This window comes from Paenibacillus sp. VMFN-D1 (assembly GCF_003386155.1).
GTDB classification, from domain to species: Bacteria; Bacillota; Bacilli; order Paenibacillales; family Paenibacillaceae; genus Paenibacillus_AQ; species Paenibacillus_AQ favisporus.
Genome location: NZ_QRDU01000004.1, coordinates 247,815 through 264,823 on the forward strand (window position 1 = coordinate 247,815; position 17,009 = coordinate 264,823).

Annotated in this window: 16 protein-coding genes; 10 read left to right on the forward strand and 6 right to left on the reverse strand. The window is 54.8% G+C overall.

The features are described 5' to 3' along the window. Window positions 1-32: 32 nt before the first annotated feature. The 3 genes from C7820_RS25030 (at window position 33) to C7820_RS25040 (ending at window position 2,464) form a co-directional block, all read left to right on the forward strand. Entirely contained in the window at window positions 33-959 is a 927-nt protein-coding gene (locus C7820_RS25030) for a M15 family metallopeptidase (RefSeq protein ID WP_116233347.1), read from the forward strand. Between the two features lie 57 nt (window positions 960-1,016). Beyond that, complete coding sequence (locus C7820_RS25035; RefSeq protein ID WP_116233348.1) at window positions 1,017-1,310, forward strand: ArsR/SmtB family transcription factor; 294 nt, start codon at window positions 1,017-1,019, stop codon at window positions 1,308-1,310. Window positions 1,311-1,444: 134 nt separating this feature from the next. Next, window positions 1,445-2,464 (forward strand): NADP-dependent oxidoreductase, encoded by a 1,020-nt coding sequence (locus C7820_RS25040; RefSeq protein ID WP_258875391.1) that lies wholly within the window; start codon window positions 1,445-1,447, stop codon window positions 2,462-2,464. A 210-nt stretch (window positions 2,465-2,674) separates the two neighbouring features. Here the strand turns inward: C7820_RS25040 and yedF are convergent, their stop codons facing one another. Continuing rightward, window positions 2,675-2,902: a sulfurtransferase-like selenium metabolism protein YedF gene (yedF, locus tag C7820_RS25045; RefSeq protein ID WP_076172096.1), complete on the reverse strand. Its 228-nt coding sequence runs from the start codon at window positions 2,900-2,902 to the stop codon at window positions 2,675-2,677. Beyond that, window positions 2,892-4,100, reverse strand: a complete 1,209-nt coding sequence (gene yedE / locus C7820_RS25050; RefSeq protein WP_116233350.1) for a selenium metabolism membrane protein YedE/FdhT — start codon at window positions 4,098-4,100, stop codon at window positions 2,892-2,894. Before yedE ends, yedF begins: the two co-directional genes overlap by 11 nt. A gap of 186 nt (window positions 4,101-4,286) precedes the next feature. Here yedE and C7820_RS25055 point away from each other — a divergent pair, with 186 nt between their 5' ends. Beyond that, window positions 4,287-4,604, forward strand: coding sequence for a hypothetical protein (locus C7820_RS25055; RefSeq protein WP_374954745.1), 318 nt, complete (start codon window positions 4,287-4,289; stop codon window positions 4,602-4,604). A gap of 157 nt (window positions 4,605-4,761) precedes the next feature. Here C7820_RS25055 and C7820_RS25060 read toward each other — a convergent pair whose 3' ends face one another. Genes C7820_RS25060 through C7820_RS25070 form a run of 3 tightly spaced genes read right to left on the reverse strand, consistent with a single transcriptional unit; the run spans window position 4,762 to window position 8,473 of the window. Further along, complete coding sequence (locus C7820_RS25060) at window positions 4,762-5,886, reverse strand: Ger(x)C family spore germination protein (RefSeq protein ID WP_116233351.1); 1,125 nt, start codon at window positions 5,884-5,886, stop codon at window positions 4,762-4,764. After that, on the reverse strand, window positions 5,876-6,973 hold the full coding sequence (locus C7820_RS25065) for a GerAB/ArcD/ProY family transporter (protein ID WP_116233352.1): 1,098 nt from the start codon (window positions 6,971-6,973) through the stop codon (window positions 5,876-5,878). Before C7820_RS25065 ends, C7820_RS25060 begins: the two co-directional genes overlap by 11 nt. A gap of 15 nt (window positions 6,974-6,988) precedes the next feature. Then, window positions 6,989-8,473, reverse strand: coding sequence for a spore germination protein (locus tag C7820_RS25070; protein WP_116233353.1), 1,485 nt, complete (start codon window positions 8,471-8,473; stop codon window positions 6,989-6,991). Between the two features lie 141 nt (window positions 8,474-8,614). Here C7820_RS25070 and C7820_RS33565 point away from each other — a divergent pair, with 141 nt between their 5' ends. The 4 genes from C7820_RS33565 (at window position 8,615) to C7820_RS25085 (ending at window position 12,584) form a co-directional block, all read left to right on the forward strand. Next, window positions 8,615-8,785: a hypothetical protein gene (locus C7820_RS33565; RefSeq protein ID WP_181909190.1), complete on the forward strand. Its 171-nt coding sequence runs from the start codon at window positions 8,615-8,617 to the stop codon at window positions 8,783-8,785. A gap of 122 nt (window positions 8,786-8,907) precedes the next feature. Further along, window positions 8,908-9,807: an ROK family protein gene (locus tag C7820_RS25075; RefSeq protein WP_181909191.1), complete on the forward strand. Its 900-nt coding sequence runs from the start codon at window positions 8,908-8,910 to the stop codon at window positions 9,805-9,807. 216 nt (window positions 9,808-10,023) lie between these two features. Continuing rightward, window positions 10,024-10,515, forward strand: coding sequence for a MarR family winged helix-turn-helix transcriptional regulator (locus C7820_RS25080; RefSeq protein WP_181909192.1), 492 nt, complete (start codon window positions 10,024-10,026; stop codon window positions 10,513-10,515). Window positions 10,516-10,610: 95 nt separating this feature from the next. Next, a complete protein-coding gene (locus C7820_RS25085; protein ID WP_258875433.1) occupies window positions 10,611-12,584 on the forward strand; it encodes an FUSC family protein in 1,974 nt (657 codons plus the stop codon). Between the two features lie 236 nt (window positions 12,585-12,820). Here the strand turns inward: C7820_RS25085 and C7820_RS25090 are convergent, their stop codons facing one another. Continuing rightward, the gene (locus tag C7820_RS25090; protein ID WP_116233357.1) at window positions 12,821-13,702 is read right to left on the reverse strand and encodes a LysR family transcriptional regulator; all 882 of its coding nucleotides are present in this window, start codon (window positions 13,700-13,702) and stop codon (window positions 12,821-12,823) included. A 175-nt stretch (window positions 13,703-13,877) separates the two neighbouring features. Between C7820_RS25090 and thrC the strand changes: the two genes are divergently transcribed. Then, a complete protein-coding gene (gene thrC, locus C7820_RS25095) occupies window positions 13,878-15,110 on the forward strand; it encodes a threonine synthase (protein WP_116233358.1) in 1,233 nt (410 codons plus the stop codon). 220 nt (window positions 15,111-15,330) lie between these two features. After that, window positions 15,331-16,842, forward strand: a complete 1,512-nt coding sequence (locus C7820_RS25100) for an FAD-dependent oxidoreductase (RefSeq protein WP_258875396.1) — start codon at window positions 15,331-15,333, stop codon at window positions 16,840-16,842. Window positions 16,843-17,009: the final 167 nt, after the last annotated feature.

Consider the following 17,009-nt stretch of genomic DNA (forward strand, 5'->3'; position numbering starts at 1 on the left):
ATTACACAGGCATTGAAGGAGGACACGATGAAATGAGAAAGTGGTTTTTCATGCTCGCAGTCATCGTCATCCTGGTGCTGGTGGGCTTTAGAAGCGTACAGCATCAGATCGGCGGCTCGGGCACAAAGCATGTGAAGACAGAAACGGAACAGGAAGCCGCCAAGCAGGGCGGAGCTTCGGCGAAGCCGGAAGAAGAATCCCCTTCCAAGGAAGAGAGTCCGTATTTGGACGTCAACTCGAATCAGGTGCATCTGGGCAACCTGCTGCTGGTCAACAAGGATCATCCCGTTTCCGGGGATGCGGTAAAGAAAGATGTTGTTAATCTGTTTGATCATAAAGACCTGATGGAAGGATACAGCCTGCTGGACGCGCATATTATGCTGTCCGAGGATTTGGCACGCCATTTTATGACGATGGTGGACGCGGCCAGGAAGGACGGCGTGGATCATTTTCTCATCAGCAGCGGCTACCGCGATTTTGACAAGCAGGAGGAGCTGTATAAGGAAAAAGGCTCCGAGTACGCCCTTCCGGCCGGTGCCAGCGAGCATAATTTGGGGCTCTCCATGGATATCGGTTCCAGTCTGAAGGAGATGGATAAGGCGCCGGAAGGCAAATGGCTGAAGGAGAACGCCTGGAAGTATGGCTTTATTTTGCGTTATCCCGAAGACAAAATCAGCATTACCGGCATCCAATATGAACCGTGGCACTTCCGGTATGTCGGCCTGCCGCACAGCGCCGTGATGTATGAGAAGAATATGGCGCTGGAAGAATATCTGGACTACCTAAAGCAGCAGGGGAAGACCACGGAGACGGTGGAGGGCAAGACCTACGAGATCGCTTATTACCCTTCGGCCGATATGGGAAAAATTGATAAGCCGGCTTCTGCAAACTATGAAATTTCCGGGGATAATATCGATGGGGTCATTGTTACGACCGAGAAAGAGCAGGCAGCGGAATAGGGGATGTCACAATTTGGCTGCTTGACTCTGCCGAAGGCAAAGGAGTAGGATAGTTGCATGACTATCAAACTAACGTCAAAAGACGATGAGAAGCGGGCCAAAATTTTCAAGGCGCTGTCGGAAGTGAAGCGGATCGAAATGATCCGGTATCTGGTTCAGCATCCGGAACACAAAACATGCGGTGAGGTCGGTGAATCGCTTGGGATGGACAAATCCAACGTGTCTTATCATCTCAAGATTTTGTATGAGGCCGATTTGATCCACATTTACCGGAGGGGCCAGAATAAATACGGGCAGCTTAGAGAGGATACGTTTAACGCATTTTTACCGGGTTTCCTGGACAGTCTATGATTGGGCGGGAACCCTCTCTTTATTCTCTGTAATTTGAAAGTTTTAAAACTATCTGATTAATACGAGGTGGTTTTGAGGCCGTGTAGTCATCGCCTTTTGATCCCAATTCTAAATGATGGAGATGTGAATATTGTATGGTACAACCATTAATGAACCGTTCGATTCTGTTACAATCGCGCCCGGTAGGCATGCCGGGACCCGAAAACTTTGAGTTCCGCGAAGGGAACGTCCAGGAGCCGCAGGAAGGACAAGCCGTCATCCGCACACTGTATCTGTCGGTGGACCCGTATATGCGGGGAAGAATGAGCGACGCGAAGTCGTATGTGGAGCCGTTCAAGCTGAATGAGGTCATTTCCGGCGGGATCGTCGGCGAAGTGGTGGAATCGAAGTCCGATGCCCTGCAGCCAGGGGACAAGGTGATCGGCATGCTGGGCTGGCGGCTGTATAACACGGTCGATGCCGGCAGCGTCCGCAAGCTCGATCCGTCGATCGCGCCGTTGTCCGCTTACTTGAGCGTGCTGGGCCTGACCGGATTGACGGCCTATTTCGGTCTGCTGGATATCGGCAAGCCGAAGGCAGGGGAAACGGTCGTCGTCTCGGGAGCCGCCGGCTCCGTCGGCATGTTCGTGGGCCAGATCGCCAAGATCCAGGGCACCCGCGTCGTCGGCATCGCCGGAACGGATGAGAAATGCGAGTACCTGACCCGTGAACTCGGCTTTGATGCGGCGGTGAACTATAAAGCCGACAATTTCCAAGAAGAGCTGGCAGCGGCATGTCCGAACGGGGTAGACGTGTATTTTGACAATGTCGGCGGCAGCGTATCCGATGCGGTCATGAACCTGCTGAACGACTATGCGCGGATTCCGCTGTGCGGCGCGATTTCGTCCTACAACAGCACGGAGGATGTCGGCCCGAGAATTCTGTCCAAGCTGATCAAGACCCGCTCAATGATCAAAGGTTTTGTGCTGAGCGATTATGCCTCCCGCCAAGCTGAGGGCATGCAGCAGCTGGGACAGTGGCTGGCCGAAGGCAAGCTGAAATACGAAGAAACGATCGTCGAGGGCTTTGACCATGTGATTGACGCGTTCCTGCAGCTGTTCCAGGGTACGAATCTCGGTAAAATGTTAGTAAAAGTCAGCGATCCGCAAGCCTAAAAAGGGGCGCGACGAAAAAAACATCTTGATCTGGTATGCATTTCATACGTTATGATCAAGTCAGGGAACGGCCGGAGGCCGCCGGCGTTACTGCGGTCATCGCGGGCGTGACGGGGACTCTCTTGGCGCTGTTCCTTGTCTGTTATGTGAAAAAGGATTAGAGCGGTTATCGCTCTAATCCTTTTTTTGGTCTTCAACGTATGCCGCGGCTTACGCACGGATATAGAACAAAAACTCCTGTCCGTTCCGGACGGGATCCTGTTCCAGCGTATACCCATGCTTCACGACTTCCTCCGGTACGTTGCGGAAGGAAGAAGGGCAGTCGGTAATGACCTGCAGCAGCTGGCCTTTCTTCAAGTCACGCAGCGTTTCCAGCGTGTAAATGACCGGATACGGGCAGGATTCTCCGCGGAGATCGAGCGTAAAATCAATGGACATGTTTCGTTTCCCCTTTCTTAAAGCCGATGCCAAACCGGTAGTTTTTTTGCCAGTACACAGCGATACCAAAGCCGACCGCCAGCAAAGCCAGCGTCAGAATGATCGCACCGGCCGGTCCCATTGCCGTAATAAGGTTGATCGGTTTGCCTGGCTTCACGATGGCATTGAAAATGCCGAGGTGGTCCCAGGCGTATGCCAAAGCGGTGGCTCCCGCAATGTTGCCGATGAATACAGGCAGGAATACCACCTGGCCTTCCATCAGACGGTACATCATGCCGGTTTCGCAGCCGCCGGCCATGACGATGCCGATGCCGAACAGGATGCCGCCGATCAGCGTGCTCGGCGCGGCGATCTTCGTAATCGGATCCATTCCGTTTACCAGAATAATGATCAGCGTGGCGACGGAGCTGACGGCCATTCCGACGAAGATCGCCTTCGTCATGGCTGCCCGTCCGCTGATCCAGAGATCGCGGAATGCGGACGTAAAGCAAATCTGTCCCCGTTCAATCAGAATGCCGAAGGCGGCCCCGAACAAAGCGGCCGTGCCCAGCATCGTTTTGCCTGCCGCATAGAAATAGACGACCAGAGCCGCATACGCGATCGCCAGAACGGCGCCGACGTAGGGCTGGATCTTCTTGCGGGCCGCGGAAGGTGCGGCGGCATTACCCTTCAGAAGGGTGGGCTTCCCCTTCCACCAGGAGGTATTCACCAGCTTGGTCCCGAGGTATGTACCGATTGCGGTAGCCGCAATAAAAATCCAGGAGTGAAGGGAAAACTGCGGCACACCCGTGAAAAATGCGGCCAGATTGCAGCCGAGGGCAAGCCGTGCCCCGAAGCCGGCGACAAAACCTCCGGCCAGCCCCTGAAGCAGCCGGCGTTTCTGCCGCGGCACCCTGATTTTGAAGCTGTTGCTGAGCAGAATCATGATCAGCGCGCCGATGAACATGCCCCACACGATCCATCCGTCGGTCCGGGTGAGCGTGGTTCCGTTCATATGGATCAGCTGAAAGTAAGCCCAGTCCGAAATATCCACACCGCACCATTCCAGAAGATGTCCGCCCAGGCGGGTAAATTCCCCGGTGACGGCCCAGACCGTGCCGGTGATACCAAAATACACGGCGCTTAAAATACCGGCCAGCGCCATGGCCAAATAAGGGCTCCAGTAGCGGTTAAACACTTTGTCGTACACCTGCTTCATTCTCGTCCAACATTTCCTTTCCGAACAGTCCCGATTTAGGGAACTGTTGAATTCATCGTTTGACTTCCCCAATGGTTTCCTTGGTTCCATAGGGATGCCATTCTATTCTACAACAACGGGCCGAAATGAGAAGAGGGTTTTTCACGCCGGGCGTTGCCCATGGAGATCGGAGGAAGTTGTGGTACAATGGCTCTAGTCAAACAAAGATTGGAGATGATTTCGCCCATGAACAAGCCGCTCAAACAACAAGAGCTGATTTCATATATTGCCGAGGAGACCCAAGCCGACCGGGACAGCATTACGCTCGTCCTGAAGCATGAGGAAGCCTATATTAACAACGCCAAGGCCGATGTGAAAGGCGAGGTGGAGATCGACATGGACGATTTGGTCGATTATGTGCTGAGCCGCCGCGATATCAAGCTGGACGAGATGACTATTGAAGCTATTCTGGAGGCGGAAATGGATTTCTTGATGGACCAGGGATTGGCCAGTTACGAAGACTAGGCAGCCGGACCATGCAGACAGACGGAAAAACCGCACCGAGCGTTTAAACTGCATCCTCAGTGGTAGATTGTTTCTACACTGGAGGTGCAGTTTCGTTCGGGCGGTTTTTTTGATTCGTTCTCATAAATTCGATAAAGGCACTACGGAACCAGCCGCATTAGTGCAGCATTTTACCGTAATCCCGGATTTTGACGTCGACGTGCACGCTGATATCCGCTTTGGAAAATACCTCTTCCCACTTGAGCTGCTTCCATACGCTGTGGGGAATCGAGTTGCGGACATACTGTCCGATACCCATCGGGTCGGATTTTTTCTCCTGCATGTGGTCGATCAGCTTCTGGCACTTCCGGTTAATGGTTTTTTCCAGCTCCGCCTCCAGCTTTCGCTGATCAGTCCGCTTCTTCATGTCGAGCGCTCCGATATACTCCAGCAGCGAGCCTGACAGCCTGATACGGAGGGCGACCTGAATCGGCCTGCCCTCGAGGATGTCCCGGGTCGAGAGCACCTTGATCCTCCGCTTGCTGGACAGGTACTCCAGCGTCGCCTGCTCTTCCGCGTTCCGATCCGTTTGAATGCCGACGTTTAAATCGCCGGCACGGACCCCATGATGGAGCAGGGCGAAGAACATCCGGTCATCCGCATCGATTTTCCCGACATACTGATCGTTTTTGAACAGGGCGATGCCGTCAATGGACAGAGAATCTTTTTCTTCCTTTAAGATCGTGGCGACCGGGTCAATGCCGTCGTCATAGTAGTCTCTGGTGAATGTATACAAGGAGGTGTCGGGAATTTCACCGGCTTTGGCCTCGGTCCGGATCAGCGTGTCGATATATTCCCCTGCAGTGGGGCCCTGGGGATAATCGTTGCGGATCAGGATGTGATGCGGGTCGGATTCCGCCACGATAATATGCAGGCGCGAGCCGATGGACGGGTCCCGGGTCAGCGTGTCCATGTTGCTCCAAACGCCTCTTCTCGCGAGCCTCTCGCCGAAAACGACCTGCCGCAGCTGCCCGTTGACCAAACGGCGGTTGTTCTGCCGGTCAAAGATCATCTTGGCTTTTTTTCCTGACTCCGCCAAGCTGGAGTAGACAATCGCGTCCTCGTGGTTGGACTTCGGGATGCTGGCGGTTACCCTTAATTTTGTATTTTCTCCTTCCCCGGATAAGTCATAGGCGAGCGTCCGGACGAAACCTGCCCGTTCGATAATATGCTGGTCGGTGCATCCCGTAAGCATCAGCATAACGGCAGTCAGCGTCATCAGCAGGCGCTTGTTAATGCTCATGGCTGTTCATCCTTTCCCGAAGCTTTTGAAACAGGAGCACCAGGATCAGCAGCATAGGCAGGATAAAGGCAATCCCGATCTCCGTGAAAAGTACGCGACGGAGCTGATATTCCGACTGGGACAAGTATTTGGAATAAAACCCGACGATAAATACCCCGAGCACGATCAAAAACTCGAGGCGCTTGGGGCGGGTCTTGGGAAAGATCCGCTTGACCATAGACAGAGACGCGAACGAAAACATCGTGGTCGATATCAGATTGCCGAATACGAAAATGACAAACACCAGGTTTTCCACCCGGTTAATAAACGGCATCTCAATAAAATCCAGCATATCGATGATCGGGTACAGCAGGGACTGAAGCTGCTGGAAGCTGAAGAAGCCAAACGCCGTCAGCAGGACGATCACCTGAGCCAGTGCAGTCAGCAGATGACCGTACAGAACCCCCTTGAACAATTTGCTCTTTTTGTTGACATAAGGGAATAGAAAGATGCACAGCTCATAGCCAATAAAGGAGGTATACACCTCGGCCCAGTTGTGCAGAACCTGCCCCCCGGCAGGATCCTCAAAAAAATAAGACGTGAGGCGGATCAGCTTCCACTCGCGTGCCTGGTAAGACGTCAGCAATAAGGTCCACCAAGTCATAAATGCAAACACCGTGGCTGCTTTGCCGATGCTGTAAACAGGCTTGATGAGCAGGAAATACACCATCATACAGAACAGCAAAAAGATAAACGTGACATTGGATGTCTGGAACGAAATCATCTGGAAGATCAGAAAGAAGTTTTTTCCGACAAAGGAAGCGATCATGATATAAAAGACGGCCAATCCTGCATATACCGGGTAGAGAATCCATTTGGACAGGGATTTCTCCAGAATGTCGAACATGGACCGTCCCTTCCCCATGCGATAGACGACCAAATACAGCAGAATATTGCCGGTGGATACCAAGGCAAGAAAGATATATCCCACCCAGCCGTTGGTTCCCATGTTCTCCGCCACCAGCCGCGGGAGGGCGAACAAGGTGATGTTGTTCTCGATCATATAGATCAAGGTTGCAATATGAAAAGCGCTTAATTTCTCGTTCACAGTCCATCACCGCCGCTATTTCCGCATTTTGTTGATTTTCTTGTTGGGTGTTCTCACTATCGTCGGCCGGCTGCGCAAAGCCCAAAACGGCCCCCGAATATAAGTGTCCAGCATGTCCTTAAAGTTGATTGGGGCCAGGGGCGTGAGATAAGAGGTCCCCATGTTCGTGACTCCCGCCAAATGGATCACGATCATGCCGATGGCCATTAGCAGTCCAAGATTCCCCAGAATACCGGCCATGATGATCAGCCCGAACCGGATGAGACGGATCGATGCACTCATGATGTAACTCGGGATGACGAAGGAGGCGATCGCGGATGTCGCGACGGCAATGATCAGGATGTTGCTCGTAAACCCGGCCTGAACGGCTGCCTGACCAATGACGATACCGCCGACGATGCCGATGGTCTGTCCGACCTTCGTCGGCAGCCGGGCGCCGGCTTCCCGCAGCAGCTCGATTGTCGTTTCCATGAGCAGCGCTTCGAGCAGTGGGGGAAACGGGACCTTGGCCCGGGACTCCGTCAAGTTGAGCAGCATCGTGTGCGGTATCATTTCATAATGGTAGGTTGTGACAGATACGTAGAAGGCGGTAAAGGAAATTGTAATCAGGAAGCCGATCAACCGCAAAAAGCGCAGTGCGGTGCCGATCAGCCATCGCTGGTAGTAGTCGTCCGGCGATGAGAAGAAATCAAAGAAGGCGGTCGGGCAGGTAAAGCCCGATGGACTGCCATCCACAAATCCGGCGACCCGCCCGGCGACCAGCTTGGACACGATGGCATCCGGACGCTCGGTCGTCATAAATTGCGGAAAGATAGAGTTGGGATTCTCATCGATAAACTGTATCAGCATATTGGAATCGGTAACGGCGTTATATTCAATCCTTTGGATCCGCTTGATCAGCTCGTCGACAATTTCCTGATTGGCGAGCCCTTCTATATAAGCGATGACGACGACGTTTTTGGCGACCTCCCCGACCTCCAGCTTAATGAACTTTAAATGGGAGCTCTTCAGCCTTTGGCGCAGGACACCGAGGTTCTGTCCAATATTCTCCACGAAGCCGTCATGGGGCCCGGAGATAACCGTTTCGGTCTCGGATTGTTCAATGCTGCGGCCGGCCGGTTTGGCGATATCGACCAAATAAGTGCTGCCTCGGAAGAAAACAGCTGCCTTGCCGTTTAGAATGCCGTTGATGCACTCTTTGCTGTCTACGACGACGACATATTGGGAACGGCTAAGGACGGTTTTGACTTGTTCTTCGTCCGCATCGGTAAAGGGCTGGATGATTTCCTGCAGCAGCTGGTCATTACCGACGAGAAAAGCCAAATAAATAACATCCACTTTGCAATGCGGGTAGGTCCGGTGGATAAAATCCATCGAGTTTTCGAACTGCCGGATCGTGTGCTCAAGCGAAGGATGCTCATTTTTTTCCGGCTCTTTGACAGTGGTTTGCTCTTGTTCTCCGGCTACAAAAAAATGCTTAATTTTTGCAAATATGTCCATAATCACACCTCGTGGGTATTCTATCCAATCGCGGTACAGTTATACGCGACCAGGTATAGGCTGCAGAGGTTGCTGTTTGATCACAGAACAGAGGGGTAGTGTATGAAGTAGGGAATAAACTTCAAAGGAGGCGGGCCGGGGATGAAAGATTACCGGGAACTATATATTCGGGGGATATTGGATATAGCGGAGGAGCATGGGCTGGATTTTACGAGGGAGAAGCTGGAACCCATGACTGAAGACGAACTGATTGCGCTCCGGGACCGGCTGAGAATGAAATATGAGAACATCCATTTCAAGCGGTACTGTTGATGGGGTGCAGGTATGATTGTAGTGATGAAGTATTTCTCCTTTTATGAATTTATTTATGGAGAAAATATCTGGTCATTGCTATAATGGAGGCATCTGAGCAGGATCGAAGGGATGTGCGGTACATGAAAGCAATTGGCCTGGATATAGGCGGAACCTCCATCAAGGGCATGGTGCTCGATAGGAACGGACAGGTGCTCGACCTCGGTAAAATCGCGACCGATGCGAAGCAGGGAAAAGACCGGATCATGGCCAACATGCATTCGCTTCTGCATGAGCTGCTGCAAAGAAACGGGGAGGTAACCGGCATTGGTATCGGCACCGCCGGCCGGGTCGACGTCCACACCGGAAGGATAGTGTATGCGACCGATAATTTGCCGGGCTGGCAGGGAACGGAGCTGAAGGCGATCCTGGAGCAGGCATACGGGCGGCCGGTCTTTGTCGATAACGACGCCAACACGGCCCTCGTCGGAGAGGCTTGGCTGGGAGCGGGCAAGGGGATTCCCGACGTCACCATGCTTACCCTGGGCACCGGCGTAGGCGGGGCGAACATGGTGGGCTCTGAACTGTTCAGGGGGGCTGGCTGGAACGGCGGAGAATGGGGACATACCATTCTCATACCCGGGGGCCGGCCATGCAACTGCGGCCAGCGGGGCTGCGTGGAGCAATATCTGTCTGGGACGGCGCTGGTTTCCCTTGCGGCTGAGGCTGCAGGCGTATCCTATCCGTCAGGGGTTGAGGTGCTGGAGGATTTTAAGCGAGGACTTCCGGCTGTTGTGAAGGTTGTCAACGAATATGTCCGAAATTTAGGTGTGCTGCTGCACAATATCCATATCGGCCTCAACCCCGGTGTGATCGTCATTGGCGGAGGCTTGACCGATTCACGGGAAATCTGGTGGCCGCTGCTTGATGAATGTCTCTCCAGCTTAAGTCCGGGGATCGATGTCCGCCCGGCGCAGCTCGGCAACCAGGCAGGAGCGATCGGGGCGGCCAGGCTGATTTTGAACCAACTGAAAAGAGAATAGAAATACATAGCATGGCAGTCATTCGGGTAGAATGGCTGCTTTTTGACGTATGGCGTTCATTTTTTTGAAAACTGGATGTATCCCCTTACACCTGTACTGCGCATGATGTAGGGGAAGGGATGCGATTGAATAAATAGTTTGTATGTTAATTATGTGTTTACATATATTATTTACAAAAATCATTTTTGGCTGTAAAGTGAAAAGAAGAACATGCACATGAGAAGGGACGATCCGGCCGTGAACAAGGGAGACTACGAGGATCTGTACGGACAATTTGTTTCCAGAACCAGCCGCGCGCTGAACCGGTACATGGCGTTACATTTAAAGGATGACGATATTACCCCGGAACAATGGACGGTCATTAAGCGGCTCAGTGAGCAGGACGGCATTACGCAGAAGGATCTTGCATGGATTGCCGATAAAGACCAGGCGAACCTGACGAAGATTCTCGACATCCTGGAACGTAAGCATCTCGTGCTCCGCAGCCGAAATGAAGAGGACCGGCGGTCGTTCTTGATCTATATCACGGACGAGGGCCGGCAGCTGCATGGGGAGTTGGTCGGGCGGATCAACCGGCTGTACCGGGAAGAGGTGCTCGCCGGCATTCCGGAGGCGGAGCTTGCCCTGTTCAGCGAAATGCTGAAGCGGATCAACCGGAATATCGGAGCGAGCGGTCCGTTTGTTGATGAATATGAGGCTGAGCAGTGATGAAAAGGTATAGATGAAAAGGTAGAACGTACCGCATTGAATGGGTGCGAACCAATATGGAATCTAAGAGAAAGAGATGATGCGAATTGAATACGATGCATACTTATCCGGGGGTACGGGCGGTTCACAAGGGCCCGGTTCCCGGAACCGTCCGGGACGCGTTCCGCATCCGGCGGATGCCGCTGCAGTGGTTCCGGGGGATCGGCTCTGCTGTTGCGGCAGGTGTGCCTACGCTGGTCGGTGCGCTGACCGGACATCTTGATTACGGGCTGTGCGCCTCAATCGGGGGCTTTGCTTTCTTGTATGTGGGCAGCGAAACGTACCGGCAGCGGGCGATCAAGCTGGCCTGTGTGGCCCTGGGACTGTCGCTTACCTTTGGTCTTGGGTCGCTCTCAGCGGCAACCCCTTGGCTGATGGTGCTGCTGTTTGGCTTGATCGGTGCCCTTGCCGTATTCGGCTTCGGCGCATTTCAAATGGCCGGACCATCGGCCATGTTCTTCATTCTGACCTTCTCGGTCGGAACGAGTCTGCCGTATGATCTTCACGCCCTGCCGCTGCAAACCCTGCTCGTGCTGACCGGCGGAGCCTTTGCCTGGATGGTGGGGATGAGCGGTTGGCTGCTTCGTCCTCATGGGCCGGAGACCAAGGCGGTCGCCGGGGCTTACCGGAGTCTGGCCGCCTTTGTGGATGCGATTGGAACCGATTTGTACCCGGAGAAAAGATACCAGGCGGCAGTTCAGCTTCGTGCAGCCGACGCTGCCGTGTCCGGCGGGGAGCTGCGCTGGCGCCGGAATTACGGGCCGACGCTGCGCCTGATGGCATTGACCCGGAAGGCCAATGAGATGTTTATGGCCGCCGTCGAAATCTCGCTGGACCGCCAGGCGGCGAAGGTGCCGGAAGGGACGGCGGCGTCCCTTCTCTCGATTGCGGATCGCTTGCAGCATCCGCAGCAGGAGATGCTGCAGCCCAAGGCGGCTGCGGACATCCCGAACGGGCATGTCCGGCGCTTGTCCGGGCTGCTGAACGAGGCGGCCGCCATCTGCCTGGGGCAAGAGGCGGGCCACGGGACGGCGGAGGAAGTGACCCTTCCTCCCTCTTTTTCCCTGCGCCGTCTCTTGTCCGGCGCGCTGAATCCGCACTCGGCGCTGCTCCATACCTCACTTCGGTACGGCATCATGATTGCCGTCGCTGCTGCGGTCGCCTACTCGCTGGATTTGAACCGGTCCTACTGGGTGCCGCTTTCTTGCACGGCGGTGATGCTCGGTACGACGGTGCTCGGCACGGCTCACAGGGCCATCCAGCGGACGGCGGGCACCGTCGTCGGACTATTCCTCGGCGCCTTCATCCTGTCGCTGCGGCCCGAGGGCATTTATATCGCGCTGATTATGGCTGTTCTTCAATTTATTATCGAACTGATTTACTTGCGCAATTACGCCCTGGCCGTCATCTTCATCACGCCGAGCTCGCTGCTGATCGCAGAGAGCAGCCATCCGGATATGGCGGTAAGCTTCTTCATCTCGGCCCGGTTGACCGATATTCTGATCGGGAGCGCCATCGGCATCATCGGCATGCTTCTCCTCTGGAGACGCGCTTCTTCCAGCAAGCTGCCGCGGGCGCTCGCAGGCGTCATCCGGATGGAAGGCAAATTGCTGGAGAGCATCCTGTCCTCCTCCCCCTCTAGTAGGGTTACCACATGGACGAACGAGCTGGAAACTTCGCTTATCCGGCTGCGCCTGCTGTATGACGGAGCGCTGGCCGAGTCGGTGGGCCGGCGGAATCAGGGCAGCTCCTGGTGGCCTGCGCTGGATGCGGTGCAGCACATCGGTTACGCGCTGATTACGGCAGCCGGGAACGCTCAGAGCCATGCCGCACCGGATGAAGCGTCATCGGACTGCAGCCTGTTCTTTGAACAGATGGCTCAGGCTGCCGAGCGGCAGCTCACGCCTAAGCCGGTGAACATCCCGGCGCTCGTCTCCATCCCCGTGCTGCAGCATGAACTGGCCGGGCTTCATGAAGCGCTGCAGATCCGGGACCGCACGGCGCAGTCCCCTGCCATCAAATCATCATAATGTCCCTCTTCGGCAAGCCGTAATAGGACTTTATGTCCCGCGGTTTGCCTTTTCTTATCTTTTCTATCTTACCCATCTTATCTATCGCATCGCTTCTCATCTCATCTCATCTCATCTCATCTCATCTGTTCTCTTCTACCTTTAACTTTAACCTCCCAGCCTTTACCGCCACCACCAGCCGTTCTTCGACAAAACTTCCTATAGTTGTACTGAAAAAGACTACGCTTTTCGACAAGTTATGACTTGGCCAAAATCATATCGATAAACCGCTGTGCAGGGGGAGAGGCCTCCTCCTTCCGGGTGTAGATGGAGACCGGATTCGTCATATGCACGCCGTCGACTTCCACCCGGGAAATGACGCCTGCCGCGATATGTTCGCGGGTCTCCAGCAGCGACAGAAAGGCCGCGCCGTAACCCTCCATCACGACCCGCAGCGTTTCGTTCAGACCGTTCATCTGCAGCCCGACCGGCGGGGCGGGCAGATGGCGGGCGGAGCATAGAGCGATCAGCTGTTCTCTGCCGAAACTGCCCTCCTCGCGGTAGATGAACGGCTCCTGCAGCATCTCTTCCAAGGTGACCCGGGTGCCGGCCAGAGGATGCCCCTTATGAACGATAAAGCACATTTCGTCCTCATACCAAGGGGTGCGCAGCAGAAGCGGATGGTCCAGCCGGATGCCGCCGATAAAGGCGATCTCCGCACGGTAATGCAGCAGCAGGTCGGCGGCCTGGCTGGAATTGGCGGTGCTGAGCTCGACGCCGACGCCGGGATAAGTGCGTTTGTAGCGGGCAATCCACTTGGGGAGCAGGAAGTTGGCTGGAAGATAGGTGGCCGCCAGGTGAAGCTTGCCGGCGCTGCCCGCCTTCAGCTGCTCCAGGGTCTCCTCGATATGGCCTTCCAGCTCGAACAGCCGCCGGGCTTCGGCGGCCAGATGCCTGCCGGCCTCCGTCAGCATGACGCCCCGCCCCTGGGGAATCAGCAGGCGGAGGCCGATTTCGCGTTCCAGCTTTTTAATTTGGGCCGTCACGGCGGGCTGGCTGAGATGCAGAGCCTCGGCTGCGAGGGTTACGCTTCCGAGGGAAGCGGCTTGGTAAAAGAGGCGAAGTGCGTGCAGGTTCATGGGAGTTCTCCTTTACATAGGGATTAGAGATTGAGGTCAACTCATAATTGAAATTTATGTTTTATGAAAAACAATATATTAGATTTATACCGTAACAGAGCATATTCTAAGCTTAAATTACAGGCGGGTGCAACCATTTGAGGAAGTACAACGTCAAAATAGGAGGAATTTGTCAATGAGGCTGAAATGCGTGGATTGCGGCAGCAGTTGTTCCCTGGAGCCGTTTCAGGTTCGATGCGGGTGCGGCGGGCTGCTGGAAGTGGAGCAGGATTTGGCGCTGGTCGATGCCGAGCTTCTGAAACGGCGGTTTCAGGAGCGCCTGTCCGAACGGATGGGGGTCTATGCCAGCGGCGTATGGCGGTATAAAGAATTAATTTTTCCGGAACTTCCGGACGAATATATTGTTACTAAATATGAAGGCAATACCGGAATGTACGCTCCGGAGCCAATTCGCGAAACGCTGGGAATCCGCGGGCTGTACTTCAAAGCGCAGAGCGAGAATCCGAGCGGCTCATTCAAAGATAACGGGATGACCGTGGCCGTGTCGCATGGTCGTTCTCTCGGGTACTCCGCATTTGCGTGCACCTCGACGGGCAATACCTCCTCATCGCTCGCCATGTATGCAGCTATGGGGAGGAGCCGGGCGTATGTATTCGTCCCCAATCGGAAGGTATCCGCGAACAAGGTGCTGCAGACTCAGGCTTATGGCGCCCGGGTCCTCAGCTTTGACGGGACGTATGATGACGGAATCCGCTTCTTGGAGAAGCGGGGCGAGGAGTTGGGGTTGTACGTCTGCAACTCGGTGAACCCGCTGCGGATCGAGGGTCAGAAGAGCATCATTTATGAAATCGCCCAGACGCTCGACTGGAGTCTGCCGGACTGGATCTTCATTCCCGGTGGCGCGCTCAGCAACGTATCTGCACTTGGCAAAGGGCTGGCCGATTTGAAAAGCCTCGGGTTCATCCCGTCGGTGCCGCGGATCGCACTGATCCAGGCGGAAGGGGCCAGTCCCTTCCACCGCATGATGGCTTCGGGAAGCCCGGTGCTGACGCCGGAACCCCGGCCGGATACGCTGGCCTCGGCACTGAACATCGGCAACCCGCCGAGCTGGAAAAAAGCGCGCGGCGTGCTGGAGATGAGCGGCGGCGTAACCTGCTCCGTCACCGATGCGGAAATTCTCGCCGCCAAGGCGCAGATCGACCGGAGTGGAATCGGATGCGAGCCGGCATCGGCGGCGACACTGGCCGGATTGCAGAAGCTGATCGCCGAGAAGACGATTACCAAGGATGAGACGGCGGTCTGCATTTTGACGGGAAACCTTCTGAAGGATACCGATGTGCTGAAAGGAAGCTTTCAGGACATTCCGGTTGACTTGTCGGTTTCGGACTGGGAGGCGCTGCTCCGGTAAACTTAAGCCGCGTCTCCTAAAGCCGGCGGAGGGTGACTGAGGGAATGACCGCAAACATACGGGGAGCGTTTTTGGGGCATCTTTTATGGAAAGGTTCGCCTGCGCTGACGTTGCCTTCTATATCCGTCAAGGGTTAATGATAACCAAGACGCTGTGGCACCCGTATGATTAGACGTTTTCCAGACACGATTACAAAGGGATAAGGGGCGCATGCTTTTTCATGATCAATAAGAGAAAATTCGTATATTTCGTCCTTGTTCCACTCCTGCTTATAGGGCTGGTTATTTCATTGACGCCGGCTTCCCTGTTCCATGAGGCCGCGACGGCTCAGGTGGATGCTCCCGTAAGGACGGGGGGCACAGCGGGAACGCAGGGCAAGCAAGCGCAGGGCATGCACACACAGAGCAAGTATTACGACGTCGTCGTCATCGGCAGTGAAATACAGGGGGTGCTGCTGGCCCGGGAAGCGCAAAAGCAGGGGCTCAGCGTTCTGATTCTCGATCCGCGGAACAAGCCGGGCGGCGAGCTGATACAGGGGCAGATGATCTTTCTGGACGAGCCGCATGACGCCAAGAAGCGGAGCCTGGTCCAAGGCGAGATCAAAACCTTGTTTGATGGCTACAACAGCGGGAAGATCCGGAAGGCGGCCGATTTTAACCGGTACTATAACCGGCTGATCAAGGGAATTCCGGTCCAAAGCGGAATCACGGTCAAGTCCGTCACGGCTGCGGCTTCCAGCGGCAGCAAAAAGCTGCTGAAATCCTTGACGTACCGGGATCCTCAAGGCAGCGTCGTTACGGTAGAGGCGGGCTATTGGGTGGAAAATACGGACTTTAATGCCCTGACCGGCAAGCTGAATGCGAAGCGGATTCCCGGGATGGAGCGCATTTCAAAGGTCGGCCATCCCGACTACATGGCGGCCACGATGATGCTGAAGTTCAAGCATGTGAACTGGAGCAAGCTCCACCAGGCTGTGCTGGACGACTACCCGTTGACCAACGTCCGGGATAAGTACGGCGGAAATACGTATGTCGATTGGGATTTTGCCACGGGGTTCAGCAACATCACGCTCAAATACAAGCCGCGCGATCCGCAGCTGCTGCTGAGAGGAATGAACACCTCTTACCAGAAGGGCGGCGAAGCCATTATGAACTCCCTTCTGATTTTCGACGTCAATCCTTCCGATCCGAAGTCGGTGCAGACCGCCCTGGATAAAGCAAAGGCAGAGGCTCCGTTCATCCTGCAATTTTTGAGGAAGAACATCCCGGGATTCGACCGGGCCGAGCTGAACGGCTTTCCGGATTATTTGTATATCCGCGACTATAACCGGTTCGAAACGGATTATATTTTGACCTTCTCGGACGTCATGAACAGCCGGATGTTCTGGGACAACGTCAGTATCGGCGGCTATGCGCTGGATCTTCAGGGAACCCGGACGGTGCCGAAGGGCATCCATCTCGGGCAGCCGGACCGCTATGGCATTCCGCTGCGCTCCTTTGAGCTGAAGGGCTATGACAACGTCCTGGTGACCGGCAAAAATATCGGGGCGTCCATCGAAGCCTACGGCAGCGCGCGCATCATGCCGAACACCGCTCTGGCGGCGCAGACCATCGGCATTATTTTGGGCAGGGAGCTGAAGCAGGGCAAGCGCCTGCACGACCTGAACCAGGAAGACTTCAAACGGATTCATCAGTACTTGAAAAAGGAATACCGTATTAAAGTAGACGGATAAGGAACGCGTTAAGAGATTTATGCGCTGTCCCTCGTTCCGGGCGTTCTAGTACCATTTTACTGTTACCATCTGCGGTAATCTGGCATTATCAGTGTGTCAGAAAAGGCAGGGAGCTTGGGGCTCTCTGCCTTTTTGCGTCGTTCGTGAAAGGCATCCCTTTGGGAACC